22 protein-coding genes are annotated in these 26325 nt (G+C 39.7%); 4 read left to right on the forward strand and 18 right to left on the reverse strand.

Annotated features, from left to right (window positions below):
- Window positions 1-52: 52 nt before the first annotated feature.
- Both obgE and ABP870_RS01565 read right to left on the reverse strand, forming a co-directional pair.
- Entirely contained in the window at window positions 53-1366 is a 1314-nt protein-coding gene (gene obgE, locus ABP870_RS01560; RefSeq protein WP_350013746.1) for a GTPase ObgE, read from the reverse strand.
- Window positions 1367-1411: 45 nt separating this feature from the next.
- Window positions 1412-1543, reverse strand: a complete 132-nt coding sequence (locus ABP870_RS01565) for a DUF4044 domain-containing protein (protein ID WP_018379768.1) — start codon at window positions 1541-1543, stop codon at window positions 1412-1414.
- Window positions 1544-1707: 164 nt separating this feature from the next.
- Here ABP870_RS01565 and ABP870_RS01570 point away from each other — a divergent pair, with 164 nt between their 5' ends.
- Complete coding sequence (locus ABP870_RS01570) at window positions 1708-2949, forward strand: aminopeptidase (RefSeq protein ID WP_350013747.1); 1242 nt, start codon at window positions 1708-1710, stop codon at window positions 2947-2949.
- 47 nt (window positions 2950-2996) lie between these two features.
- On the opposite strand, the gene ABP870_RS01575 is transcribed toward ABP870_RS01570, so the two are convergent.
- The 5 genes from ABP870_RS01575 to cdaA form a co-directional block, all read right to left on the reverse strand.
- Window positions 2997-3725: a pseudouridine synthase gene (locus tag ABP870_RS01575; RefSeq protein WP_350013748.1), complete on the reverse strand. Its 729-nt coding sequence runs from the start codon at window positions 3723-3725 to the stop codon at window positions 2997-2999.
- Window positions 3715-4083: an iron chaperone gene (locus tag ABP870_RS01580; RefSeq protein ID WP_350013749.1), complete on the reverse strand. Its 369-nt coding sequence runs from the start codon at window positions 4081-4083 to the stop codon at window positions 3715-3717. Before ABP870_RS01580 ends, ABP870_RS01575 begins: the two co-directional genes overlap by 11 nt.
- Window positions 4084-4155: 72 nt before the next feature.
- The gene (glmM, locus tag ABP870_RS01585; RefSeq protein WP_350013750.1) at window positions 4156-5508 is read right to left on the reverse strand and encodes a phosphoglucosamine mutase; all 1353 of its coding nucleotides are present in this window, start codon (window positions 5506-5508) and stop codon (window positions 4156-4158) included.
- A gap of 49 nt (window positions 5509-5557) precedes the next feature.
- Entirely contained in the window at window positions 5558-6514 is a 957-nt protein-coding gene (locus tag ABP870_RS01590; protein ID WP_350013842.1) for a CdaR family protein, read from the reverse strand.
- Complete coding sequence (gene cdaA / locus ABP870_RS01595) at window positions 6514-7368, reverse strand: diadenylate cyclase CdaA (protein ID WP_350013751.1); 855 nt, start codon at window positions 7366-7368, stop codon at window positions 6514-6516. The genes ABP870_RS01590 and cdaA overlap by 1 nt, the downstream gene beginning before the upstream one ends.
- A gap of 99 nt (window positions 7369-7467) precedes the next feature.
- Here cdaA and murT point away from each other — a divergent pair, with 99 nt between their 5' ends.
- Window positions 7468-8811 (forward strand): lipid II isoglutaminyl synthase subunit MurT, encoded by a 1344-nt coding sequence (murT, locus tag ABP870_RS01600; protein WP_350013752.1) that lies wholly within the window; start codon window positions 7468-7470, stop codon window positions 8809-8811.
- Window positions 8811-9599 (forward strand): lipid II isoglutaminyl synthase subunit GatD, encoded by a 789-nt coding sequence (gene gatD / locus ABP870_RS01605; RefSeq protein WP_350013753.1) that lies wholly within the window; start codon window positions 8811-8813, stop codon window positions 9597-9599. The genes murT and gatD overlap by 1 nt, the downstream gene beginning before the upstream one ends.
- Window positions 9600-9871: 272 nt before the next feature.
- Here gatD and ABP870_RS01610 read toward each other — a convergent pair whose 3' ends face one another.
- From ABP870_RS01610 to trpX, 7 genes are all read right to left on the reverse strand, one after another.
- On the reverse strand, window positions 9872-11791 hold the full coding sequence (locus ABP870_RS01610; protein WP_350013754.1) for an ABC-F family ATP-binding cassette domain-containing protein: 1920 nt from the start codon (window positions 11789-11791) through the stop codon (window positions 9872-9874).
- Between the two features lie 326 nt (window positions 11792-12117).
- Window positions 12118-12834, reverse strand: coding sequence for a matrixin family metalloprotease (locus ABP870_RS01615; protein WP_350013755.1), 717 nt, complete (start codon window positions 12832-12834; stop codon window positions 12118-12120).
- A 122-nt stretch (window positions 12835-12956) separates the two neighbouring features.
- Entirely contained in the window at window positions 12957-13739 is a 783-nt protein-coding gene (locus ABP870_RS01620) for an alpha/beta hydrolase (RefSeq protein WP_350013756.1), read from the reverse strand.
- A gap of 66 nt (window positions 13740-13805) precedes the next feature.
- On the reverse strand, window positions 13806-15467 hold the full coding sequence (locus tag ABP870_RS01625) for a ribonuclease J (protein WP_350013757.1): 1662 nt from the start codon (window positions 15465-15467) through the stop codon (window positions 13806-13808).
- 358 nt (window positions 15468-15825) lie between these two features.
- On the reverse strand, window positions 15826-16584 hold the full coding sequence (locus ABP870_RS01630; RefSeq protein WP_350013758.1) for an ABC transporter ATP-binding protein: 759 nt from the start codon (window positions 16582-16584) through the stop codon (window positions 15826-15828).
- Complete coding sequence (locus ABP870_RS01635) at window positions 16581-17450, reverse strand: ABC transporter permease (protein WP_350013759.1); 870 nt, start codon at window positions 17448-17450, stop codon at window positions 16581-16583. The genes ABP870_RS01630 and ABP870_RS01635 overlap by 4 nt, the downstream gene beginning before the upstream one ends.
- A 37-nt stretch (window positions 17451-17487) precedes the next feature.
- Window positions 17488-18498 (reverse strand): tryptophan ABC transporter substrate-binding protein, encoded by a 1011-nt coding sequence (gene trpX / locus ABP870_RS01640; RefSeq protein WP_350013760.1) that lies wholly within the window; start codon window positions 18496-18498, stop codon window positions 17488-17490.
- Window positions 18499-18896: 398 nt separating this feature from the next.
- Between trpX and ABP870_RS01645 the strand changes: the two genes are divergently transcribed.
- On the forward strand, window positions 18897-20561 hold the full coding sequence (locus tag ABP870_RS01645; protein ID WP_350013761.1) for an Rqc2 family fibronectin-binding protein: 1665 nt from the start codon (window positions 18897-18899) through the stop codon (window positions 20559-20561).
- Between the two features lie 821 nt (window positions 20562-21382).
- On the opposite strand, the gene budA is transcribed toward ABP870_RS01645, so the two are convergent.
- The 4 genes from budA to ABP870_RS01665 all read right to left on the reverse strand — a co-directional run bounded on the left by budA (window position 21383) and on the right by ABP870_RS01665 (window position 26317).
- The gene (gene budA / locus ABP870_RS01650; protein ID WP_350013762.1) at window positions 21383-22102 is read right to left on the reverse strand and encodes an acetolactate decarboxylase; all 720 of its coding nucleotides are present in this window, start codon (window positions 22100-22102) and stop codon (window positions 21383-21385) included.
- 10 nt (window positions 22103-22112) lie between these two features.
- Entirely contained in the window at window positions 22113-23792 is a 1680-nt protein-coding gene (gene alsS / locus ABP870_RS01655; protein ID WP_350013763.1) for an acetolactate synthase AlsS, read from the reverse strand.
- A gap of 121 nt (window positions 23793-23913) precedes the next feature.
- Entirely contained in the window at window positions 23914-25149 is a 1236-nt protein-coding gene (locus ABP870_RS01660; protein ID WP_350013764.1) for a tetratricopeptide repeat protein, read from the reverse strand.
- Window positions 25139-26317 (reverse strand): AI-2E family transporter, encoded by a 1179-nt coding sequence (locus ABP870_RS01665; RefSeq protein ID WP_350013765.1) that lies wholly within the window; start codon window positions 26315-26317, stop codon window positions 25139-25141. The genes ABP870_RS01660 and ABP870_RS01665 overlap by 11 nt, the downstream gene beginning before the upstream one ends.
- Between the last annotated feature and the right edge of the window lie 8 nt (window positions 26318-26325).

The following is a 26325-nucleotide window of genomic DNA, read 5'->3' on the forward strand; positions in this document are numbered from 1 at the left end:
ATGAATTGTCACAGCTGTAAGTTTACGATAAACCGTTAATGGTTTTTGTATGTTAATCCACAAACTCAAATTCAAAGTTGCCGATACGGACGATGTCACCATCTTTGGCACCACGTTGACGAAGAGCATCATCAACACCCATACCACGCAGTTGACGTGCAAATTTCATAAGGGATTCGTCGCGTTCCAAATTCGTCATGACAAAAAGTTTTTCCAGTTTCTCACCAGACAGTACCCAGGTGGCATCATCATCACGTGAAATGTCAAATGGACGTTCATCTGGATTGAAACCATAGTAAACTTCATCATCTTGCATATCGGATTCATCATAGAGCAAGAAGTCATCTGTATGATCCAATAACTCAGAGGTTGCCTCAAGAAGATTCTCCAAACCTTGATGAGCAATACTTGAAATTGGGAAAATCATTGGCAAATCATCAAATTCATCATATTCTTTTGCCAATTTCTCTTTAAATACTTTCAGATTTTCTTCTGATTCTGGCATGTCCATCTTATTAGCTACGATGACTTGCGGACGTTCCATCAAACGGAGATTATAAGACTCCAACTCGTTATTAATCGTTTGATAATCTTCAAATGGATCACGACCTTCACTAGCGGACATATCAATAACATGCAGAATCACTCGCGTACGCTCAATATGACGTAAGAATTGAGTGCCTAAGCCGACACCTTGATGAGCTCCCTCAATCAGTCCTGGAAGGTCTGCCATGACAAAGCTCTCACCTGACTTAGTACGGACCATACCGATATTAGGGACAATAGTCGTGAAGTGGTAAGCGCCAATCTTAGGTTTAGCTGCTGAAACCACACTTAACAGTGTTGATTTCCCAACAGATGGAAAGCCGACTAAACCAACATCAGCCAAAATTTTCAATTCAAGCTCAAGGCGACGCTCTTCTCCTGGCTCCCCATTTTCAGCAATTTCAGGTGCAGGGTTTCTAGGAGTTGCAAATCGAATATTACCACGACCCCCACGACCCCCACGCGCGACAACGAATTCTTGACCATTTTCAATCAAATCAGTTAGAACTTTTCCAGTTTCCGCATCACGGACGGTTGTTCCTTGAGGGACCTTAACATAAAGATCCTGAGCACCTTTTCCGTGCATGCCCTTCGTCATTCCTTTTTCCCCAGCTTGGGCGTTAAATTTACGGTTGTACCGAAAATCCATCAAGGTACGAAGGCCCTCATCCACGACAAAAATGACGTTACCGCCACGTCCGCCATCACCTCCCCAAGGTCCTCCGTCTGGAACATACTTTTCACGACGGAAGGCAACCATGCCATCTCCGCCACGACCAGCTTTCACTGAAACCTTGGCTGTGTCTAAAAACATACTCATATTTTCCTCTTTTCTTAGCAGAAAAAAACGCTTTACAGCGTTTCCCTACCAGCCTAATGAACCTAGTGCTGATACAACAAGACCAGCAACGGTTATGATAACCATCAAAAAGACGACTACAATCGTTAATTTTTGAAATGCTGTTTTCTTACGTGGTCCGTTATCTCCAAATGCCAAAAGTAATACCTCTTATTCTGAATTTATCTCTTAAAATGATACCATGATTTAGATGATATAGCAACTGAAACCAGTCACTTCTTAAGATTTGGAACTGTCGAGAAATTGTGATTTTACAGCGTTTTTATGGTAAAATAAACTTACTATGTAAAAAGGAGATCGTTATGGTTTTACCTAATTTTCAAGCTAATTTAGCAAAATATGCAGAATTGCTGATCGCTAAAGGGGTTAATGTTCAAAAAGGACACACACTTGTTATTTCAATTGGCGTTGATCAAGTTGATTTCGCCCGTTTATTAACCAAATTTGCTTACCAATATGGGGCTGCTGAAGTGGTTGTTGATTACATTGACGACCAAATTACGCGTGATCGCTTCCTACATGCTGATGAGGAGCGCGTCACAAGCGTTGCGGATTACCTGGTGGCTAAGTCAGACTATTTCTTAGAGAAAAAAGCTAGCCGCTTAGTGATCCGTTCATCTGATCCAAATGTTTTCTCAGTCGTCGATCAAGAGCGCCTTTCAAAAGCTACTCAGGCTCAAGCAATCGCGCTTGCTGCACAGCGTGAAGCAACACAATCAAATAAAATTAGCTGGAATTTAGCAGCTGCATCTGGTAAAGAATGGGCCGCTCTTGTCTTCCCTGATTTAGCTACTGAAGAAGAGCAAGTTGATGCCCTTTGGGATACTATTTTCAAACTAAACCGTGTTTACGAAGAAGACCCAATTAAAGCTTGGGATCAGCATCAAGCAAACCTAGTTTCAAAAGCTGACATTTTAAACAACTACCAATTTGACGCCCTTCATTATACAGCTCCTGGAACTGACTTAACGCTTGGTATGCCTAAAAATCACCTTTGGGAAGCTGCTGGTAGCATTAATGCTCAAGGCGAAGAATTTATTGCCAATATGCCAACTGAAGAAGTTTTCACGGCTCCTGATTACCGTCGTGCTGATGGTTACGTCTCTTCTACCAAGCCACTAAGCTATGCTGGGGTTATTATCGAAGATATGACATTCACTTTCGAAAATGGGCGCATTATTGATGTTACTGCTAAAAAAGGAGAAGATACCATCAAGCGTCTAGTCGAAGAAAGTGATGGTGCCCGCTCTCTGGGTGAAGTGGCTCTTGTCCCACATAAAACACCCATTTCATTATCAGGATTGACTTTCTTTAATACTCTCTTTGATGAAAATGCCTCAAACCACTTGGCTATCGGTCAAGCCTATGCCTTTAGCATTCAAGGTGGTACTGAGATGTCCAATGAAGAGCTCGAAGCTGCTGGCCTTAATCGTTCAACCGCACACGTTGACTTTATGATCGGCTCTGATCAAATGGATATTGATGGTATCACTGCCGATGGGCAAGTTGTTCCGATTTTCCGTAACGGAGAATGGGCCATCTAAATGCCATCATATCAAAAAGAATCTCGTTTAACCAAGCGAGATTCTTTTTATAATGTCACATCGAATAACTCTAGACTGGAGAGTTCTTTTTCAGAAAGACGACGCCAGTCACCTTTTTTTAAACGACTATCAAGCCATAGTGGTCCCATGGATAAACGCTTAAGATGGATAACTTCCTTGCCACAAGCTTTCACCATACGTTTAACCTGGTGGAATTTACCTTCTTGAATCGTAATATTAACAAGACTTTTTTGATTTTCCATGTCCACTGATATAATATCTAACTGAGCAGGTAGGCAAACATGATCACTTAAGGCAATGCCTTTTTGAAACATAAGCTGATCTTCCGTGGTCATGATACCTTCCACCTCTGCTTGATAGACCTTATCAACATGTTTCTTAGGTGACAGCATAGCATGCGCTAGTTGTCCGTTGTTGGTCAATAACAGCAATCCTTCTGTATCAATATCTAAACGCCCAACTGGAAAAACGCCTTTCGTTCTAGCCAAGCCATCCAGACAATCCAGGACTGTTTTATGCTGAACATCCTCTGTCGCTGAAACCACTCCTGCTGGCTTATGTAACATGTAATAAAGAAATTTCTCATAAACCAACAATTGACCATTATAAAACACTTGATCCACCAACGGATCGATATGACATTTAGGTGATGTTTCTACCTCCCCGTTTACTGCTATGTGCTTTTTCTTGAGAATAGCTTTAACTTCTGTACGAGAACCAATGCCGTTTTCAACTAAAAATTTATCAAGTCTCATCTCTTTCTCCATATTGTTGTAATTGCCAGAGACAAATCGTCTTAATGGCTTCTTTTGGAACTTTCTGATCATAGGGCAACTGAAAACCACGTTTGGTAAATGATAGTTCAGGGTATTTATCTTGCCAATAGGACACAGCATCAGGTCCAACATAAACATTGACATGCTTTTTAAAAGCTTGAAAGTGGATGATGTAAGTATTTTGCCAATAAGAGGGCATGGACCAGGCTAAACCTTCTGAAGCCTTTGGCAAGGTGGTCTTAATAATCTCTCTTAGTTCTTTCAAAAGAGTCCGGTGTGTTTCATCCACTTTTGCAATATAATTATCTACGGCCTTACTGTCTGCAAGCATTGGCATAGCTGTAACCTCACTATTGTTATCATTTCTTCAATCATACCAAAAAAGCCGTCAAATGACGACTTTATGGTTCTAGTCGATACCAATTTCTGCCCGTACAACATCAGCGATAGTATCAACATAATAGTCTACTTCTTCATCTGTTGGAGCTTCTGCCATTACTCGAAGAAGAGGTTCTGTTCCACTTGGGCGAACGAGAATACGGCCGTTGCCAGCCATTTCAGCTTCCATCTTGGCAATGATATCAGCGATAGCTGGAACTTCCATACTTTTATCTTTCATGCCATTTTCAACGTGAATATTGACCAGTTTTTGTGGGTAAATAGTGACGTCTGATGATAATTCAGATAGTGACTTCCCTGTTTCCTGCATGACTTTTGTCAGTTGGATTGCTGTCAATTGACCATCACCCGTCGTGTTGTAATCCATAATAATGACATGTCCAGACTGTTCACCACCAAGATTATAACCTGATTGACGCATTGCTTCGACAACATAGCGGTCACCAACTGCTGTCACTGCCTTTTCAATACCTTCTCTATCCAAAGCCTTATGGAAACCTAGGTTTGACATGACAGTCGTTACAATCGTATTTTTAGCTAATTGACCATGTTGGGCCATGTGCTTACCGATGATGTACATGATTTTATCACCGTCTACAATCTCACCATTCTCATCTACTGCAATTAAGCGGTCGCTATCGCCATCAAAAGCCAAGCCAATCGCTGAACCAGTTTCTTTAACCAAGTCTTGTAGAGCTTCTGGGTGTGTTGAACCAACGCCGGCATTGATGTTTAGTCCATCCGGCTGATCCCCAATGACTGAAATATTAGCATCCAAATCTAGGAAGACCTGACGTGCTGAACGATGAGCAGCACCGTTGGCACCGTCAAGGGCAACTTTCATACCGTTAAGGGTAACACCGGTAGAAACCAAGAAGGCTTCATATTTACGAAGGCCTTCTGGATAATCCACTAAACTGCCAAGGCCCTCAGCTGATGGACGCGGTAGGTTATCATCTTCAGCTTCTAAAAGTGCTTCAATCTCAGCTTCTAATGCATCACTGAGTTTGAAACCGTCATTAGCGAAGAATTTGATCCCATTGTCTTGGGCAGGATTATGACTAGCTGAAATCATCACGCCAGCGCTAGCATTTTCTGTTCTTACAAGATAGGAAACGCCTGGTGTTGCCAGCACACCAAGTCGGTAGACTTCAATGCCAACAGATAAAAGTCCTGCTACCAAAGCAGCCTCTAACATTTCACCAGAAATGCGAGTATCACGAGCTACAAAGACTTTAGGACGTTCATTTTCATGCTGACTAAGAACATAGCCACCAAAACGCCCCAATTTAAATGCTAGTTCTGGTGTTAACTCTAAGTTTGCTTCTCCGCGAACACCATCTGTTCCAAAATATTTTCCCATAGTTTTTAGCGCTTATGCGCTCCTCCATTTTTCTTAAAGTTATTATGTCTTATTTCTTAGTTGCTGTCAACTTAACCGTTACTGTTTGCGGGATGATTGTTACATTCGACGCAGACAATGAAACCGTCTTTGAGACGTCTTTTGAAACCCCTGTAATATCGACAGTCCCTTTGACACTATCAATAGCATCAAGTTCTTCTTGTGTCCCAGATACGGTTACTGTCTCTTGACTCAACTTATAGCCAATATTTGTTAATTTATCAGAAAGCACACCCGTCACCGATAAATTAATGGGCACTTCTTTGGTTAATTTTTTTACCGACACTTTCAATTGAGTTTTAGCGGGATCAACAATTGAAGCCAAAATAGTGCCATCTGATGAAACAGCTTGTAAATTAACAGTACCACTGTAATCACTACTTAAAACCTTATCAGATACCAAAACCGCCTCAACGTGATCAATTTGTTGTAAGGTGGATTCATTGCTAGTGACGGTAACCTCAGAAATCCCAGTCTCTATGCTTTCAATCTTATAGCCGTCTGCTACTTGTTCTGGTGGAATCGTTGATTTTACCTTAAAGGTTTTTTTAGCTTTTTTGCCAATTGTAATCGCGACGCTTTTCGGATTAACTGTAGCATTCACATCTCTAGGTAAGCCAACGACTTTTAATTTGGCATTAGCTGTTCCAGCTTTGACATTGGATAAATCCGCTACAACCTTAAAGCGGCGTGTATCTTCATTGATCTCAGAATCAAGCTTTATCCGATTAGTAGAAGTTAGGTAAACTTCCGCTTCGTAAGAATAACCACTGATAAAATACTTTTCCGTATCATACTTAATATCAATGGGAACACTTTCAATGGTATGACTATAAGTCTCTGTGACACGAGATAATTGTGTTCCAGAAGCATTATAAGCCGTTGATTTGGCTAAAAAGAAGAGAACCAAAGCAAAGAAAACAGAAACAACAATGTAGAAAATGGGTTGGTTAAAAAATCTCTTGATCATTTCTTCTGCCTCCCAAACAAGCGTTCTTTCCAACTAAGTGGTTTATCTAAATCTGCCATGAGAATGTCTTTTAAAACCAACTCAAAACTGTCGTTGCTCAAATCATGTTGGAAACGTCCATTATGCGTAATCGAGATACCACCTGTTTCTTCTGATACCACAATCGTTAGAGCATCGGAATTTTCGGATAAACCAATCGCTGCTCTGTGTCTTGTTCCAAATTCTTTTGAAATGGCTGTTGATTCCGTCAAAGGAAGATAACAACAAGCAGCTGCAATTTTCTTACCTTTTATAATGACTGCACCATCATGTAATGGCGTGTTTGGAATAAAGGTATTAATCAACAATTGACTGGAGACATCCGCATTTAAGGGAATCCCTGTATTGATATATTCCTGCAAAGTCTGTGTCCCTTGAATGGAAATGAGGGCACCGATTTTACGAGGGCTCATATAGGCTACCGATTTAACCAGAGCTTCTATCAATTTTTCCTCGTCAGTAGTCACCGAAGAACCTGATGCAAATAGTTGTGTCGTTTTACCGAATTTCTCTAACCCTAGACGAATTTCAGGGGCAAAGATAACAACACCTGCAATAACGCCATAGGTAATAATTTGATTCATCAAATAGGTTATTGTTGTTAAACCGATAAATTCTGCTAATAATTTTAAGAGAATAAATAAAATAATACCTTGAACCAAAGACATGACTTTAGTCCCAGCCAATGCTTTAATAAAGCGAAAAATCAGATAGGCAACAAGACTGATGTCTAAAATATTAACTAATATAGTCCAAGGGTTGTCAAACAGTGATTGCCAGAACCTAGCATCAAGCTGTGAAAAAAAACTCATGTTGGTACGCTCCTTCTTATCTGTACCTTCTAAATAGACACTGTTTTCATTATAGCATTTTCTCTAGCTAGTTTGTAGTATTTTTGTTAGAATAAAACCATGACTATGAAAACTCAAATGGGAATTTTTGCCGGTAAAACAGCTCATTTTTTTCTTTCCAAAATGGGACGTGGCTCAACTCTACCTGGAAAAGTTGCCCTTAAATTCGATACTAATATTTTAGATAATCTAGCTAAAGATTATGAAATTGTTGTTGTTACTGGTACCAATGGTAAAACCCTCACAACTGCTCTTACAGTTGGAATTCTCAAAGAGGCTTTTGGCGAAATCGTAACCAATCCCAGTGGTGCCAATATGATTACTGGAATCACTTCTACCTTTTTAACAGCCAAACCGAATAAATCTGGAAAAAAAATTGCGGTGCTTGAAATTGATGAGGCTAGCTTGCCCAAAATTACGGAGTACATCACTCCTAGCCTTTTTGTTTTCACCAATATTTTCCGAGATCAAATGGACCGCTACGGTGAGATTTATACCACTTACGATATGATTTTAGCAGGTGCTGCTAAGGCTCCTCAAGCGACTATTCTAGCTAACGGAGACAGTCCTTTATTCCATTCACGACAAGTGGTTAACCCTGTCCAATTTTACGGTTTTGAAACAGAATCCCACGAACCACAGTTAGCCCACTACAATACAGAAGGTATTGTCTGTCCAAAATGCGAGCACATTTTGCAGTATAAGATGAATACTTACGCTAATCTTGGTGATTATGTCTGCCTCAACTGTGACTTCAAGCGTCCGCAGCTAGACTACAAACTGACAGCCTTAACCAACATTACCAATACAACATCTGAGTTTGTCATTGATGGACAGGATTACAAAATCAATGTTGGCGGCTTGTACAACATCTATAACGCTCTCGCTGCCGTCTCAGTTGCTGAGTTCTTTGGTGTTTCACCTGATAACATTAAGGCTGGTTTTGATAAGAGTCGGGCTGTCTTTGGACGACAAGAAACTTTCAAAATTGGTGACAAATCATGTACCTTAGTCCTCATCAAAAATCCTGTGGGAGCTAGTCAAGCTCTCGAGATGATTAAATTAGCAGATTATTCATTTTCCTTATCCGTTCTTTTAAATGCCAACTACGCAGATGGCATTGACACATCATGGATTTGGGATGCCAACTTTGAAGCCATTAACGACATGGAAATCACAGAAATCAATGCCGGTGGCGTACGCCAAACTGAAATTGCTCGACGTTTACGAGTGACCGGTTATCCAGAAGATAAGATTCACCAAGCCGAAACCTTGGATGACATCGTGTCCAGGATCGAACATCAAACAGCTGATCACGCATACATCTTAGCAACTTATACAGCAATGCTTGAATTTCGGGACATCCTAGCTACTAAAAAAGCTGTTGGAAAGGAGATGAACTAATGGTCTATACCTCTTTACAATCTCCCCAAAATCGAGATTATGATTATGAGCTCAATATCGCCCATCTCTATGGAAATCTTCTAAATACCTACGGAGATAACGGCAATATCCTTATGATGAAGTATGTTGGAGAAAAATTGGGTGCCAAAATGACCTTTGATATCGTATCCATAGGGGATGATTTTGATCTTCATGATTACGATATGATCTTCTTTGGTGGTGGTCAGGATTACGAACAATCCATTGTAGCTCGAGATTTACCAAGCAAACGCCAAAGTATTGACCAATTCATCCAAGAAGATAAAGTTATCTTGGCTATCTGTGGTGGTTTCCAACTTTTGGGACAATATTATATTCAAGCTAATGGTGTCAAAATTGATGGTATTGGTGTGATGGGACACTATACGCTCAATCAAGAAAATAACCGTTACATTGGTGACATCAAAATCCATAATGAGGAATTTAACGAAACCTACTATGGTTTTGAAAATCATCAAGGACGCACCTTCCTTTCAGACGATGAAAAACCATTAGGAAAGGTTATCTACGGTAACGGTAATAATAAGGAAGATGGTAGCGAAGGCGTTCATTATAAAAATGTTTATGGGTCCTACTTCCATGGTCCAATCTTATCCAGAAATACCAACTTGGCTTACCGATTAGTGACCACGGCTCTTCGCAACAAATATGGTCAAGACCTTGTCTTACCAAGCTATGAAACTATTTTAGGACGGGAAGTTCCTGAAGAGTACGGTGATGTTAAGTCCAGAGTAGCATTTGAACAATAAATACAAAAAATCAAAATCTCAAGAACGAGATTTTGATTTTTTCTTTCTATATACTCCAATCTTCCTAGAGTGTTCTTCGATTCAGCAGTGATAGAGTCTTTTGAATGAGCTTTGATAGAGTCTTTTGAATGAGCTTTGATAGATCGACACTTTCAACTTACCGTACTAATCTTCCATGAAAATAAAGTACTCTCCGCGTCTCAGTTCCTTGTTTGAAAGGTAATTCAGTTGACTATAAAAAGGGACTAGTTGCCATTGACAAGGAAGAGAACTTAGGAAAGTTCTTCAAGTAATTGAGATTGCACTTCCCATTCTTCCATCAGTTGCATTTGATTTTCTTGGATCACGTCCAACTCTTTTTGTAAATCTGCCAATGCCATGGCATCATTGCTTTGTGCCATCTGCTCGGTAATATCTGCTTCTTGATTATCAATCATTTCCAATTGAGCTTCAATAGCCTCAACGCGGCGAGCTATCTTACGAACTTCTTTTTGATTAGCCTTTTGTTGTTGGTAATCTGTAGAACCTTGTGATGGACTTACTGCCTCTTGTTCCAAATCTTCAGCAGCCTCTTGCGCTAAAAATGCTAACTCGGCCTTTTTTTCGACATAATAATCGTAATCACCAAGATAAAGCCTTGCTCCTTCTTCAGAAATTTCCAAAACCTTGGTAGCAATACGATTGATAAAATAGCGATCGTGACTAACAAACAGTAAACTCCCGTCAAAGTCTATCAATGCTTCTTCAAGCACTTCTTTACTATCAATATCCAAATGGTTGGTTGGCTCATCCAATATCAAGAAATTGTTATTTTCCATAGATAATTTCGCTAAAAGTAGCCGAGCTCTTTCCCCACCTGACAGCATGCTAACTGATTTTTTGACGTCATCTCCTGAGAAAAGAAAGGCGCCGAGACGATTGCGAATGTCAAGTTCTGGTGTGGTTGAAAAATCATTCCAAAGTTCATCGAGTACAGTATTAGAATTAGTCAAATGCGATTGAGTTTGATCGTAATAACCTGTCTCTACATTGGCACCAAATCGAGCCTGTCCCTTGATAAAAGGAAGTTGACCAATAACTGATTTGATAAAAGTCGTTTTGCCAATACCATTTGGACCAACTACTGCAACGGCGTCTAATTTGTTCAGTTCAAGAGAGATGGGTTCTGACAACACATGATCATGATAACCAATAGCTGCCTCTTCCACTGTCAGAACAACATTGCCAGAAACTTTGTCTGAATGGAAGGTCATGTTAGCTGATTTTTGGCTAACTGTCGGTTTATCCAAACGGTCCATTTTTTCTAACTGCTTGCGACGAGCTTGGGCTCGTTTAGTGGTTGAGGCACGGACAATATTCTTCTGAACAAATTCTTCTAATTTGGCAATTTCTTTTTGCTGTTTCTCAAAATGTTTAGTTTCTGTGGCTAATTTCTCAGCTTTGAGATCCATAAATTTAGAATAATTTCCCACATAGCGATCCAGAGAATGCGCGTTCAAATCAACCGTTACTGTCGCCACCTTATCTAGGAAATAACGGTCATGACTGACGATGAGAAGGGCACCTTGGTAATTAACCAAATAATTTTCCAGCCAGGCAATCGTATCAATATCTAAGTGGTTAGTCGGCTCATCTAGAACCAAAAGTTCTGGTTTCTGTAAGAGCATTCGAGCTAGGGCTAATCGTGTGTTTTGACCGCCAGATAGCTCCGATATTTTCATATCCCACATGCTTTGGTCAAACTTAAAGCCATTAAGAATGGCACGGATATCACTCTCATAAGTGAAACCGCCAGCCAGACGAAAATGTTCAGACAAACGGTCATAATCGGTCATAAGTTTATCGAGACTCTCACCTGATAAAGTTCCCATCTGACTTTCCATTTGTCGTAACTTTTGCTCATCGTGTCGTAAATCAGAAAAAATAGCTAACATTTCATCGTAAATCGTATTTTCAGATTCAAAACGACTATCTTGCGCTAAATAAGCTATTTGCAAATCACGCTTGGTATTGATGTCTCCTTTTGTAGGGGCCTCCTCACCAACTAAAATTTTTAAAAGGGTTGATTTACCTGCGCCATTGCGGCCAACCAGAGCAATCCTGTCCTTTTCATCGATTTGTAGGTTAATATTATCAAATAAAACATCCCCAGAGAAGGAACGCTCAATCTTGTTTGCTTGTAAAATAATCATAGTTATATTATAGCAAAAAGACCTTGTTCCTAAAAGAAAGCAAGGTCTTTTTTCACGACAAACGCATGAAGGATTTTTAGCAAGAAAATAAAGTTTTCTGTATTTCAATGTTCAGCATTTACAAAAATAATAGCCATGTTTAAGCGTTTTTCCTATAGTAAAAACGCTTAGATAAACTATTTTTATCTGTACTATAATTCGGAAATAACTGTTTCATACGTTTGTCGTGGTCTTTTTTAACTTTATGATTGGTTGAAGACTTAGTTGACGTATTAAGCAGAATAAGAACACAATAGCAAGCCTTAGGACGCCTTGCTTTGAGAAGCCTAGAGTTGTTTCACTGCCTCAATATCAACGTCTTGTATGCCATAATAAGAACCTGCTGATTGCATCACAGAGTCGTGGTTGTCATCGTGCTCTAAACCGATGGCATGTCCAAGCTCATGAATCGCAGTATTCACAATACGCTCTTGACTGTAACCATAGTCAGGATCGGAAAGATAATAGGCATTGAGAAACACTTCAGCAGATACCAAACGATTGGTTAAAGCATTGGTTTTGGTATTAGCCAAACCAGCCGCTTGAGTTGACGGATCTGAATACTCTTTAGCAATAATCTTAGCTTGATCTGGCTGATCGACTAATTTGAACTGAAAAGCACCTGTCTGATTCCATGCTGAAATGGCTTCTTGATAGGCCGAACGAAAGGTTTCATTTTTAGTTTCAATATAAATCGTCGCTGAATTAGTTGACCAGCGGGCACCACCTAGGTGATTATGTGAGTCAGTCTTTAGGTAAGTTAATTGTTTGCCCAACTCGCTGGGATTTTCAAACTGAGAACTGTCAAACACTGTCGTTACTGTCTCAAAGAAATTGGACAGTTGATTAGCCACTGGTGAACTACTATGGTTGGCATAATACATCAGAGCGAATATCACTAAAGCCACGAAAATGACAGTTTTAACAATACTAAAAATTAAATGCCAAACAAAAGAGATAATTAATTTTGGTATAGCAATCAAGGTTTTCAACAGAAATTTCATATTCCATACTTTCTTTGACGTAAATTTCCTAAAACAGTGTCTCCTAGTATAGCAGGCTCTTTCGGACAATTCAACTCAAAACCAGACTGTTACCTCTTTTTAAATGGTCCTACAACCCTCTCTTATGACAAACGTTCTTCTTTGACATAATCAATCGGTAACATTTCCAAAAAGACTTCGACCTGTTTTTCCCAATAATACCAGTCATGGGTGCCATGGTCATTGCGATAGTCAACATCTAATCCTGCTTCTTTGAAGTCAGCAACGGCTGTTTCATTGATCCGATAGAGAAAATCCTCGTAACCACACCAAGCGTAAAACTTCGTACTGCCATCAACATGTTCAGCAGCTACTTGTAGATTATTGTCACTTTTTGTAAATTCTTTAACACTTCCAAATAAGCCTGTCCAATAATCGTTTTCGGCATCGATCATGTCTTTATCATCAAAATCAAATCCCAATGCTCCTGAAAATGAACCAGCAAAAGCATAGTTATTGGTCAACATAGCAAGTTTAAAAGCCCCATAGCCTCCCATAGAAAGACCGGCTATAAAGGTCTTTTCACGTTTATCAGTCATATTTGGGAAAAAACGTTTCATGACCTGAGGTAACTCTTCAGCGATAGCATCGAAATAACGTGCCCCATATTTGGTATTGGTATAAAAACCATTGTCCCCATTTGGCATAACGACAATAAGATTTGTTTTACGCACCAAACGCTCTAAGTTTGTTCGAGAGATCCAAGAACGATGATTACCACCCATACCGTGCAGGAGATAAAGAACTGGGATATCCTTATCCTCACGATAGTCTTCCTTAATTTGGTCAGCATCTGGATACAAGACATCGACCTGCCGATACAAACCTAAAACTTCCGAACTGTACTCTATTTGAAAAAATGCCATGTGTTTCCTCTTTCTATAAAAAGAAGTTGAAACTAGCTCAACTTCAATCATTATCTTTATTAACCCTTAGCGAACTTCCATAATAACCGGTAAAATGGCTGGACGACGTTTGGTTTGTTCAAATAAGAACTTGCTAATTTCATCACGCACCTGTCCTTTGAGTTCACCCCAATCAAAGCCATCTTCGGCAAGGTAATTTTCAACAGTTGTATTAACCAAATCAGCTGATTCCCGTAAAATATCGCGACTCTTCTTAACGTAAACAAAACCGCGCGTATTGATTTTCGCACGTGAAACAATCTTGCGCTCTTTTTTGTTAACAGTCATGGCAACGATAAAGATGCCATCTTCTGATAATACTTTACGATCACGAAGAACGATGTTCCCAACATCACCAATAGCATTTCCATCAATCATGACATCGCCTGCAAGTACTGCTCCTTCATGTAAGAAGCCTTGATCAGAAAGGTGCATGATGTCACCTCGTTTCATGATGTAGATGTTCTCTGGGAACATCCCAGTTTCTTCAGCCATGTCTGCATGTGCTGCTAGATCACGATATTCTCCTTGAATTGGGAAGAGGTATTTTGGTTTGATGAGGTTTAACATCAACTGCAAGTCACGACCGTTGGCATGTCCGGACACGCGCAGGTTTTGCGTAATCAATTTCACCGAACCTCCGGCCTTGTAAATCATGTTCTCCATCCGCGCTACAACAGCTTCTTTCGCAATACTTGGTGTCGTTATAATGTATACCAAATCACCATCTTTAATATTGACATAACGATGCCGGCCAATAGCCATTTTCTCCAGACTATTGATTGGCTCACCCATTCGCCCAGTTTCTAAGATAACCAATTCATGATCTTCAAACTTAGCCATCTCTTTTGGCTTCACCATAATACGCTCATCAGCGATACTCAATTTTTTAAGACGGATAGCTGTTCGAACAATGTTTTCCACATCAAACCCTGTCAAAACGACACGGCGTCCATAATTAGCTGCCGCGTCAAAAACTTGTTGAATTCGAGCTAAGTTACTTGAAACGGCTGCTACGATAACACGACCTTGTGCATCACCAATAACTTGGTTAATTTCAAGACCAACTTCAGATTCACTAGCCACTTGTTCTGTACTAGTCGCATTAGCAGAATCTGCCAAAAGAGCCAAGACACCTTCTCGACCAATTTCAGTCAAACGAGCAAAATCCGTACGGTATTCATCACGTGCAGCCTGATCAAACTTGAAGTCACCAGTGTAGACAATATTGCCTTCTTTAGTACCAACAACAACCCCTAAACTTTCTGGAATGGAATGAGTGGTCTTAAAGAAAGATACAACTGCATCTTCAAATTCAATCTCAGTGTCACTATCTACTACATGGAAGTTATTGAATTTTTTAACAGATGAATTGTTTTTGACCATCAACTTTGCCAACTCAATAGTCAACTCCGATCCAAAAACCGGAACATTCATTTCCGAAATCACATAAGGAAGCGCACCAATAGCGTCCGCATGTCCATGCGTTAGAAAGACACCTTGAACACGGTCCTTATGATTAACGAGATAATCGAGATTAGGGATGACAACATCAACCCCTAACTGTTCATTTTCCGGGTATTTTAATCCCGCATCTAACACAAAAATGGCATCGTTGACTTCGGCAATATAAAGGTTCTTTCCATTTTCTCGAACCCCACCCAAAGCCATAATTTTAATATCGCTCATTTGTTCTCCTTAAAATGTTATTAGTTATCAGTCATGGAAAACAAATCCCATGATTATACTCTATCAGAGTATTTTCATCAAACGGTCCTTAGCAAGCTAAGTCGAATTACAGATAGTAGCAAAAAAGTTGCATACTCCCCTTCAGTATACAACTTTATGGTCTATTTTTCAATTTTGCAAGCTATTTTCAAACGTTACATGTATTTTTAACCGATTTTCGCAACATTGACAGTCTCGCAAAGGTAATCCCACATTTCGTTGCTATTATAGCAAAAGGTCATTATAAGAAATATCATTGTTATGAAAATCCCTTATCTGAAATAGCAATTTTCTTTATAGGTTCGTCCTGCTACTTCCATCACTCAAACACTTGGTAATAATCAGCGATCGACAGTCCTGCTTTTTCTTCAGCTGTCCTATCTTGCACGATTTTGCCATCTTTCATGACGATGAGACGATTTCCGTATTTGAGGGCGTCTTCCATGCGATGGGTAATCATGAGGGCGGTTAACTTATCCTTTTGGATAAAGGCTTCTGTCAAGTTCATGAGGGACACGCTAGTTTTGGGATCTAAGGCCGCCGTATGCTCATCCAATAGTAACAAGTTGGGACGTTTAATGGTAGCCATTAGTAAACTAAGTGCCTGACGTTGGCCGCCCGACAAAAAACCGGTTGGCGTTTCCAAATGGTTTTCAATGCCATTGCCAATTTTGCTAATCAGTTCTTGAAATTCATCCTTAAACTGATGGATACGTCGAGGTACTAATCCACGTTTTTCACCACGGTATTTGGCTACTAAAAGGTTTTCAGCCACGGTCATACGAGGTGCTGTTCCCATTTTGGGATCTTGGAAAACGCGTGCAAGATACTTGGCGCGCCTCTCAGCTGTCAAGTGAGTCACGTCCTCACCCATAATGAAAATCTTACCGCTGGTTAACATTAGTGTCCCTGCTATCACATTAAAAAGGGTGGATTTCCCAGCACCATTTCCCCCCAAAATGGTAATAAAATCATGTTCGTAGATGGTCAAATCCACCTCATCTAAAATTGTCTTGTAATCATTGGAACCGTTGTGGACCTGAACTGTTGCTTTTTGTAATTCAACTATTTTTGTCATCGCGTTACTTTAGCCCCCTTAAATACTTTGTTTTTTAAGACTGGCACCATTAAGCAGATAGAAAGGACAATGGCACTGAAGAGTTTAAGGTAATTGGTATTAAAGCCAAGTGCTATCACCGCTGTTATCAAGAATTGATAGAAAATAGCCCCAATAACAATCGTCACCAAACGTTCCAAGAAGGTCAAGTCGCTAGCGTAGACGACCTCACCGATAATGATACTCGCTAGACCGATAACGATAATACCAATTCCTTTGGAAACATCAGCGTAACCATCTTGTTGACTGATTAGCGCTCCTGATAGGGCAATAATTCCATTAGAAACAACCAAGCCCATGACCTCCATGCGGTCCGTGTTAATACCAAAACTCTTCGCCATATCACGATTATCTCCAGTCGCAATATAGGCTTGCCCCAAACGAGTATTGAGGGAAACGATAAGAAAAGCAATGACAGCAACGACAGCTACAAGACCAAGCACCAAGAGATTATAATTAGTGCCAAATGGCAGTAAGTCCTGGACAGGCTTGATATCGAGAAGACCAAGATTGGCACGACCCATAATCATAAGCATGACTGAGTTGATGGAGGTCATGACCAATATTCCCGCTAAGATTGTCGGAATACCCCCCTTCGTATAGAGGAGCCCTGTTACTAAGCCAGCCAAACAACCAGCCAAAATAGCAACTAGTGTTGCCAAAAGCGGATGCCATCCCATATTGAGCAGGGTGACAGCCACTGCACCGCCCAAAGGAAACGACCCTTCTGTGGTTAAATCGGGAAAATCTAGGATTCGAAAGGTCAGGTAAATTCCCAAACCAAGAATTCCATATAAAAGACCCTGTGAAATTGATGAAATAATCATTGCGTTATCCTTCTATATTCTTTTTAGTAATCACTGTCTACTTATCACCTTTAACAGAAATCTCTGCCACATCCATAATCTCTTTTGGAATAGTGATACCAAGCTCTTTAGCCACCTTCAAGTTGAGCGTAGGTGTTCCAGTATTGATAACATTAACTGGGGTATCTTTGACGGCTTTACCATCAAGTAACTGAGCAACCATTTTCCCTGTTTCAACGCCTAAATCAAATTGATTTTGCCCTACAGCTGCAAAACCACCATTTTTAACCATACTATCATCGACAACGTAAACAGGTAATTTTACTTTAGTAGCAGACGCTGCGACCGTTTTCATCGCACTAGCAATAGTATTATCTTGCGGGATAAAAATGGCATCTACTTTTCCTGTCATGACAGACATGGTTGCAGTGATTTCATTGGTTGATGGCACAGCATAGGTTTTTACTGTTAATCCTTTTTCTTTAGCCAATGTTTCAAATTGATCTACTTGACTTTGTGAATTATCTTCACTGCTGGCATAGAGAACACCAATTGTTTTAGCCTTAGGTGTTAATTGAGTGATTAAATCAACCTCTTGAGCCACTGGTACTTGATTCGATACTCCTGTGACATTGGCTGATGGGTGTTTTAAATCAGAAACAAGTTTAGCACCAACCGGATCAGAAATAGCTCCCATGACAACTGGTATCTCCTTCGTGGCATTAGCCAAGCCTTGAGCAGCCGGCGTGGCAACCCCAACAAGCACATCGTTTCCGTTTGCCACAAGCTGTTTACTCATGGTTTGGATTTTTGATTGGTCTGCTTCAGCATTGACATGATCAATCACCACTTTGTCCTTATCATAACCTGACTCTTCGAGACCTTTCGAAATGCCTGCGCTGATGGCATCTAGAGCATCGTGGGTCACAAATTGCAAAATACCAACTTTTACTTTTTCTTTTTTATCCTGTTCCGAATGAGCAGTGCTTTGACCCAAATGATAAAAGATGGAACCAAGGACCATCAATACCAAAACTGTTAATGTTCCAATAACTGCTTTATTTTTCATACGATTTCCCCTCTTTACTCGTCCTGATCATTTTTTCCAAAAAGAAAAGCACCTAGCCTGAAACTACGCGCCCTGTTCTTGTCATAATCACTGATAGAGCTGCGCATAGATACCATCCTTTTTGAAGTACATCAAAAGTCGTATCTATGCTAAACCACACAAACACAACTTTTATCTACGCCAGCTTTGCCAAAGTGTGATTTGTGTTGTCATATCAGTACTTCCTTCCATCTATTTTGTATCATTATACTATAAATGCTGACAATTGCAATCGGTTTTTCAAAAAATCCTTAAAAACTTATCTACCTCTGACTTGTGGTATAATAAACTGATACATTGAAACGGTAGTAAAACTAGTGACTATTTAATAATACACTGATATTAGGAGATTGATAACCATGTCTTTCGACGGCTTTTTTTTACATCACTTAACTAAAGAATTACAAGAATCTATTTTATATGGACGTATCCAAAAGGTTAACCAGCCTTTTGAACGTGAATTAGTCCTAAGCATTCGCAACAATCGTCAAAACTACAAGTTACTTTTGTCTGCCCATCCTGTTTTCGGACGCATTCAAACAACAAAGGCAGATTTTCAAAATCCACAAACCCCAAACACCTATACCATGATTATGCGTAAATATTTGCAAGGGGCTGTCATTGAATCGGTCAATCAAATTGAAAACGATCGGATTTTAGAAATCACTGTTTCTAATAAAAATGAAATCGGCGATCACGTTAAAGTAACTCTGGTCATCGAAATCATGGGCAAACACAGTAACATCATCTTGATTGATAAAAATGAAGGCAAAATCATCGAGTCCATCAAACACGTTGGCTTCTCGCAAAACTCTTATCGAACCATTTTACCAGGGTCAAGCTACATTGCTCCTCCAAAGACAGATGCCTTGAATCCTTTCACAGTTGAAGATGCCAAGTTATTTGAAATTCTTCAAACCACTGACTTATCAGTTAAAAACTTGCAGCAAGCCTTTCAAGGCTTAGGACGTGATACGGCTAAAGAATTATCCAAAAAACTCTCCACTGCTGACCAGAAACTCAAAGCCTTCCGCACCTTTTTTGCTCAAGAATGTCAGCCAAGTTTAACTGAAAAGTCATTCTCAGCGGTCGCTTTTTCCAATTCGAGCCAATTTTTTGATAGCTTATCAGAATTGATGGACCACTTTTACCAAGAAAAGGCGGAACAAGATCGTATCAGCCAGCAAGCTAGCGATTTGATCCACCGCGTGCAAAATGAATTGGAAAAAAATCGTAAAAAACTAGTCAAACAAGAAGCTGAATTAGCAGCGACCGAATCTGCGGAAGACTTCCGCCAAAAAGGAGAGCTGTTAACTACTTATATGGCCATGGTTCCTAATGATAAAGATTCGGTGACTCTAGATAATTATTACACTGGTGAGCCCATTACCATTCCTTTAGACCTTACTCTAAGTCCCAATCAAAATGCTCAACGATATTTTAAAAAATATCAAAAACTCAAAGAGGCTGTTAAACACCTCAAAGGCTTAATTGAAGAGACCAAACAAAGTATTGCTTATTTTGAAAGTGTCGATGTCAATCTTTCTCAAGCAACTATGGATGACATTGGTGATATTCGTGAAGAGCTTATTGAGTCTGGCTTTATGAAGCGTCGTTCCACTGATAAACGTCATAAGCGGAAAAAACCAGAACAATACCTGGCTTCCGATGGACAAACCATCATCATGGTTGGGCGAAACAATCTTCAGAATGAGGAATTGACCTTTAAAATAGCTAAAAAAGGGGAACTGTGGTTCCACGCCAAGGACATTCCAGGTAGTCACGTTTTAATTAAGGATAACCTTGAACCAAGCGATGACGTCAAAACAGATGCTGCTGAGTTAGCCGCTTATTATTCTAAAGCTCGCTTGTCTAATTTGGTACAGGTAGACATGATTGAGGTCAAAAAATTGCATAAACCAACAGCTGCCAAACCAGGCTTTGTAACCTATACCGGACAAAAAACACTTAGGGTAACCCCGACTGAAGAAAAAATTCAAAGCATGAAAATGCCGAGAAAATAAAGACAAAGAAGCTGATATAGACTGATATGCTCCCCTTGTAGTGGATAGTGAACAAGCAAAAATCTCACTAAAAGAAAGCTACTAGGGGACTTTTCATATGTCAAAAAAGTCTGAAATCAGTAGAGGAAAAGTAGATAATTGTAGCATTCTATCTAGAACATAAGCAATCAGTGGGACGACGGAGTCAAGCCCATGCTATCAGTGACACAACATCAGATAACACGCTCAATGTCCCGTATTGGTAAGTACAGATTGAGAGCTTCTTTGGTCGCTTTAAAACGAAGTGTTGTGAGTTTACAGTCAAATGAAGGAACTTTGATACTTCATTACTTTCGACTCGCCCTACTCATACTCAATAAAAATCAAAAGTAGACTAGGCGACACAGATAGCAGATAGAGCTGAAGTCCATCATATCAAGTCAACAAGGTCTGCTTTTGATTGTCGAAGATATTGCAAGAACTTTGAAGTGCTAGTGATACCTATATCTATTGTTACAATAACCAGTATTGTCAAGAAAAGCGCAACTGCCTCGTTCCTCATTTCAAGAGGAACAAGGCAGTTTCTTTTGTTATTTCATTGTCTACTTGACAGAGGCAGTTCAAAGTCTTTAGTTTCTTTACTTTTATTGAATTAATTTCAGATAGATGATAGAAGACTGTTATTCAATGATGCTATTAACTTTTACAGTTCCAAGGCATGACATAAAATTTTCCCACTTTGTTTTCCAATTCCATGTCCCTTTGTCACTTTTAACGTCATAGAAATCAAACGTCATCAGAAATCACTTCAAGTTACCGATTGGGTTCTAATCTGTTTTTTCTTATTCTGCTGCTGTAATATCTGATTTCATTTGGTCTAAATTGAAATTAGATTTGAGGTATTTTTCATCAGTAACGGGGAAACGCTGATCCAGTTGAGCAATATCCCCAATTTCGATGTGACCATTTATCATGACATAATCCATAATGTGGCCCCCAAAACTATGATCATCTGATAGGAAATGCAAATGATAACCTGCTACTCCGATGCCATGAAAAAGTTCTGGTGTCCAGATGCCAACGATTGTTCCACTAACATTTTCTGCAGTGTGTTCAGGCTGATTTGCAGCTACTTTGACAAAGGATTCTCCAGTTTTGGCAGTTGGAATCATGCGTACGTGCATCTTTTTAAAATTTCCGTGCATTTTAAAGGATTTAAAAAGATTTTGCCCTTCAAAATAAGTTTCAATTTTAGCGTGTAACTCTCTATCCGAAATCACTTGATCCTGCTCAAAAGAATGAGCAACTTTATGAGGGACAACTGCTGCATAGGGGACTGTCATATCAGAAGAAACTTCCAAAACTTCAAGCTGACCATCTGTCGATTTAGCCTGATAGGCCTTGCCATCAAGAACAATCAGCTCCCCATCAATCTGATCAAGTGTTCCAATTCCAATATCACCATGTTCTAGAAGCTCACTGATAGTCAGTGTGCCATCATAAAGTCCTGTCATCAAAGCACCTAAGGTACCATATTGAAATAGTTTGGTTACTTGTGTCATAAGTTACTCCTTAATAAAATTCGTCAGGAAGGATGGTCTCACCAAGTTTGATGTTATCTTTATAATCCACTGGCACATCAATCATAACTGGACCATTAACGGCTTCAGCAAGAGCTTTTTCCAAAATAGTTGAAAATTCTTCCTTGCTAGTTGCGCGGTAGCCTTTCGCACCGAAACTTTCAGCGTATTTGACATAGTCAACCGGTCCAAATGCTACACCTGAAGAACGACCGTATTTCATTTCTTCTTGGAATTCTACCATGTTATACTTGCCGTCATTCCAGATGATATGAACGATTGGCAATTTAAGACGAACTGCTGTTTCCAGCTCTTGTCCTGAGAAGAGGAAGCCACCATCACCAGATACAGAAACAACTTTTGTATTTGGACGAATTAAGGCTGCAGAGATTGCCCAAGGAAGTGCTACACCAAGGGTTTGCATACCATTTGAGAAAAGAAGATGACGAGCTTCGTATGATTTGAAGTAGCGTGCCATCCAAATGTAGTGACTACCAACATCAACTGTAACAGTCATATCATCGGTCACTTGATCTTGCAAACGATCAATCAAATCAAGCGGGTGCAAGCGACCTTCTTGAGTTTGGCTACGGTCAAATTTAACATCTTTATTGGTAATATCCCGCAGAGATACCAAATACTCACGAGAGCCTTCTGGTAATTGGTAACCTTTAATGGCAGGCAAGAGCAAATCAAGTGTGCCAGAGATGTCACCGATCAGTTCACGTTCGGGTTGGAAGTAAGTATCGATTTCCGCTTGATCCACATCGATAACCACAATCCGTGCTGAAATTTCCGCATTCCAGTTACGTGCTTCGTATTCAATTGGGTCATAACCAATAGCAATAACAAGGTCAGACTTTTTAAGCAACATGTCACCCGGTTGATTCCGAAAAAGACCGACGCGTCCGAAGAATGTTTCATCTTCAAGTTCACGTGAGACAATTCCTGCACCTTGGAAGGTTTCTACAACTGGGAGATTAGTAGACTCTAAGAGCCGACGAATACTTGCTGTTACTTTAGCTGAGGAGGCTCCGTTACCTAGTAGCAATACTGGTAATACAGCATTCTTGATAGCTTGCGCCAAGTAGTTGATATCTTCAACGGATGCAGATCCTAATTTAGGTTCTGTTAATGGTTTAATAGCCTTAACAGAAACCTTGCTATCTGTAACGTCTTGAGGAATTGAGATGAAGCTAGCTCCTGGTTTACCTTCTTTTGCTAAACGATAAGCATTGGCAATGGTTTCAGAAAGCGTATCTGGATCATGAACTTCGGCTGAATACTTGGTGATTGGTTCAAGCATGGCCACATTATTCATTGATTGGTGAGCACGTTTGAGAAGATCACCACGCTTAACCTGACCACCAAGGGCTAAAACAGCATCTCCTTCATCAGTTGCCGTAACAAGTCCTGTTGCTAAATTAGAGACACCTGGTCCACTTGTTACTAAGACAACTCCTGGTTCACCAGTAATACGGCCAACCGCTTGCGCCATAAAAGCAGCATTTTGTTCGTGACGAGCTACGATTAATTCTGGACCTTTATCCTCAAGCGTGTCAAAAACGCGGTCGATTTTAGCTCCTGGAATACCAAATACATAATCAACCTTGTGGTTAATCAAACTATCTACCACTAAATCAGCACCAAAAGCTTGTTTTTCTTCAGTCATGACTTTTTTCTCCAATCTTTTTTATCGCTTTTATTATAGCACTTTTTAGAAAAGTTTGTGAAATTTTCATTTGTGAAATCATTATTTTAATAAAAAAAGAATTTGAGTGCTCTCAAATCCTTTAAAAGTCTAATTCTTCTAAGAAATTTTGCATGTTTAAGTCATCTGGCACCAAGGTTAAGTAAGCTTTGGCTGTTTCTTCTGCCTTTTTAAGTTGACCGAATTCTCTTAAGATATAAGCATAATCATAGAGAAAGTCTGGATTTTGGTTGAGGTCTTTGGCAAGGTCTTGGTAAATCGCAAAAGCTTCTTCCTCTTGATCCAGAGCTTTGTATGCCTTCGCAATATTCCATTTAGCTAAAAGATTATCAATATCTTCTTCTGCCATGCTTACAACTTCCTCATAACGTTCTTCTTCTAAATAAAGATTCGTTAAACGCAGAACGACTTCTTCCATATCTTCTGCCAATTCTTTAGCGGATAAGAGATAGGATTCGGATAATTTAGCTTCGTGATTTTCATAGGCTAATTGTGAAGCAAGCAACAAGAGCTGACTGTCATATTCATTTTTGGATAGGCCCTGTTGGCTTAATGTTAATGCTTCTTCTATCCTGTGTTCTTCATGAAGAGACTGGGCATAATAGTACTCGTACCCGGCGAAATCAGGATTCATGGTATCCAATTGTTTAAAGTAAAGGTTGGCTCTTTGATATTCCTCTTGTTCAAACAAAAGAGTTGCCAATTCAAAAACGGTCATATCGTCATAATCAATCTCAACGGCTTTTTCTAGAAACTCAATGGCAGATTCAAATTTTCCCATGTCCGCATAGGCACGCCCAATGCGCTCATAGGTAGAAATACCTGTTTCCTCTAAAATGTCGCGGTTATCAAGAGTGGCATAGTTGGTGATGGCTTCTTTAAAATCACCAACTTCCATCTGCATTTCGGCCAATCCGAAACGAATTAAGGGATGATCTGATAAAGAGAGAGCTTGTTCTAACTTGTCTCTTGCCACATCTGCTAGACCTTCCATTTGATAAAGGTCTGCCATAATAATCAAGGCATTGACGTAATCTTCAGACTCTGAATCGATTGCATCCAAATAGAGAAAGGCTTCTTCAATATCTCCATCTTCCGCAACAATTTGGGCCAAATTAAGATTAACCTCTGGATATCGCTCTCGTAATTGATCATAAATCCGTTTCGCCTGTGGGAGAAATCCAATACTCTCTAAGTAAGCTCCTAACTCCAGCAAGATTTGCTCATCATCTTCTCTTAGCGCACGCTCAAAATACTTATCTGCATGTTGTAGGTCCTGACTTTGAATGGACGCCACCATTTTTTCACTATTCCACATCTTCAGCATTCTCCTCTAAAAAATCAGACTTGTACAGACCACTAACCACTTTATACCATTCAAATACTTCAATAGCCACCACTTTGACTGAAGCATAGATGGGAATGGCCAAGAAAACACCCAAAACGCCAAACAAGGTACCTGCTGTTAACAGGACAAATAAAATCGTAATCGGATGGATTTGCAATTTACTACCAATCACTAACGGAGTGACAAGGCGCCCCTCAATCGTTTGTTCAATGGTAAAGACAATAATACACTTGACCACCATGGCGGGGCCAGCTACGAAGGCTAATATAAAAACTGGAATCATGGCTACAAAACTTCCTAAATAAGGAATAAGGTTTAAGAAACCAGCGATAATACCTAATGTCACGCCAAAATTAAGTCCGATAACACTGAACATAACGGAAAAAAGCATCGCTACGACAATGGAAACCAGTACTTGTCCTTGAACGTAACTTGATAATTGCTGGTTGACTTTTGTCATAACACGGCGTGTTGGTACCCGTAACTTTGGAGGTAAAAATTGGGACACATAATACTTCAAACGATCACCATCTCTTAGTAAATAAAAGAGAATAAAAGGCGAAATCATAATGGCCACAGCTACTCGAGCCACGGTAGAGGCAAAATCACCTGCCCATGTGACTGCTGACTTGGACAAAGATTGCGCATAATTGATGGCACTATCAGAAAAATTATTGATTATTTTTTGTAATTCAATATTGTAATGACTTAATTGACGATCAGTTAGAAGATTAGTCATCTGTCTTTCGATATCTTCTATATAACCAGGTAAATTATTCGCAAAGTTAGTCAATTGGGTTTCAATAGATGGCACCAAAACTGCTACGCCCCAAATTAAAAGCGCAATAACGATAACAAAAACAAGAGCAATAGCTAGCGTTCGCTTCAGATGCAGCTTATACTCAAAAAAGTCTACAAAAGGCTTTAATAGATAATACAGTAATGCGGAAATAATAATAGGTAACATGATAACTGTTAAAAAAGCAACGACCGGCTCAAATAAATGCGCTATCTTAGTGAAGACAAACACATTTAAAAACAGTAAGAGGCTAATCAACAGAACCATGGTTCCCTTATTGTTTAAGAACCATTTAAAAAACCAACTTAGGCTCATTTTTTTCTCTTCAGATTGATTCATATTACCTC

The organism is Streptococcus jiangjianxini (assembly GCF_040225085.1).
Taxonomy (GTDB): Bacteria; Bacillota; Bacilli; order Lactobacillales; family Streptococcaceae; genus Streptococcus; species Streptococcus jiangjianxini.

Excerpts from the sequence above, each read along its gene's own strand:
- obgE (WP_350013746.1), bottom strand. The coding sequence starts at position 1,366 with ATGAGTATGTTTTTAGACACAGCCAAGGTTTCAGTGAAAGCTGGTCGT.
- ABP870_RS01570 (WP_350013747.1), top strand. The coding sequence starts at position 1,708 with ATGGTTTTACCTAATTTTCAAGCTAATTTAGCAAAATATGCAGAATTG.
- ABP870_RS01575 (WP_350013748.1), bottom strand. The coding sequence starts at position 3,725 with ATGAGACTTGATAAATTTTTAGTTGAAAACGGCATTGGTTCTCGTACA.
- ABP870_RS01580 (WP_350013749.1), bottom strand. The coding sequence starts at position 4,083 with ATGCCAATGCTTGCAGACAGTAAGGCCGTAGATAATTATATTGCAAAA.
- glmM (WP_350013750.1), bottom strand. The coding sequence starts at position 5,508 with ATGGGAAAATATTTTGGAACAGATGGTGTTCGCGGAGAAGCAAACTTA.
- cdaA (WP_350013751.1), bottom strand. The coding sequence starts at position 7,368 with ATGAGTTTTTTTTCACAGCTTGATGCTAGGTTCTGGCAATCACTGTTT.
- murT (WP_350013752.1), top strand. The coding sequence starts at position 7,468 with ATGACTATGAAAACTCAAATGGGAATTTTTGCCGGTAAAACAGCTCAT.
- gatD (WP_350013753.1), top strand. The coding sequence starts at position 8,811 with ATGGTCTATACCTCTTTACAATCTCCCCAAAATCGAGATTATGATTAT.
- ABP870_RS01610 (WP_350013754.1), bottom strand. The coding sequence starts at position 11,791 with ATGATTATTTTACAAGCAAACAAGATTGAGCGTTCCTTCTCTGGGGAT.
- ABP870_RS01615 (WP_350013755.1), bottom strand. The coding sequence starts at position 12,834 with ATGAAATTTCTGTTGAAAACCTTGATTGCTATACCAAAATTAATTATC.
- ABP870_RS01620 (WP_350013756.1), bottom strand. The coding sequence starts at position 13,739 with ATGGCATTTTTTCAAATAGAGTACAGTTCGGAAGTTTTAGGTTTGTAT.
- ABP870_RS01625 (WP_350013757.1), bottom strand. The coding sequence starts at position 15,467 with ATGAGCGATATTAAAATTATGGCTTTGGGTGGGGTTCGAGAAAATGGA.
- ABP870_RS01630 (WP_350013758.1), bottom strand. The coding sequence starts at position 16,584 with ATGACAAAAATAGTTGAATTACAAAAAGCAACAGTTCAGGTCCACAAC.
- ABP870_RS01635 (WP_350013759.1), bottom strand. The coding sequence starts at position 17,450 with ATGATTATTTCATCAATTTCACAGGGTCTTTTATATGGAATTCTTGGT.
- trpX (WP_350013760.1), bottom strand. The coding sequence starts at position 18,498 with ATGAAAAATAAAGCAGTTATTGGAACATTAACAGTTTTGGTATTGATG.
- ABP870_RS01645 (WP_350013761.1), top strand. The coding sequence starts at position 18,897 with ATGTCTTTCGACGGCTTTTTTTTACATCACTTAACTAAAGAATTACAA.
- budA (WP_350013762.1), bottom strand. The coding sequence starts at position 22,102 with ATGACACAAGTAACCAAACTATTTCAATATGGTACCTTAGGTGCTTTG.
- alsS (WP_350013763.1), bottom strand. The coding sequence starts at position 23,792 with ATGACTGAAGAAAAACAAGCTTTTGGTGCTGATTTAGTGGTAGATAGT.
- ABP870_RS01660 (WP_350013764.1), bottom strand. The coding sequence starts at position 25,149 with ATGTGGAATAGTGAAAAAATGGTGGCGTCCATTCAAAGTCAGGACCTA.
- ABP870_RS01665 (WP_350013765.1), bottom strand. The coding sequence starts at position 26,317 with ATGAATCAATCTGAAGAGAAAAAAATGAGCCTAAGTTGGTTTTTTAAA.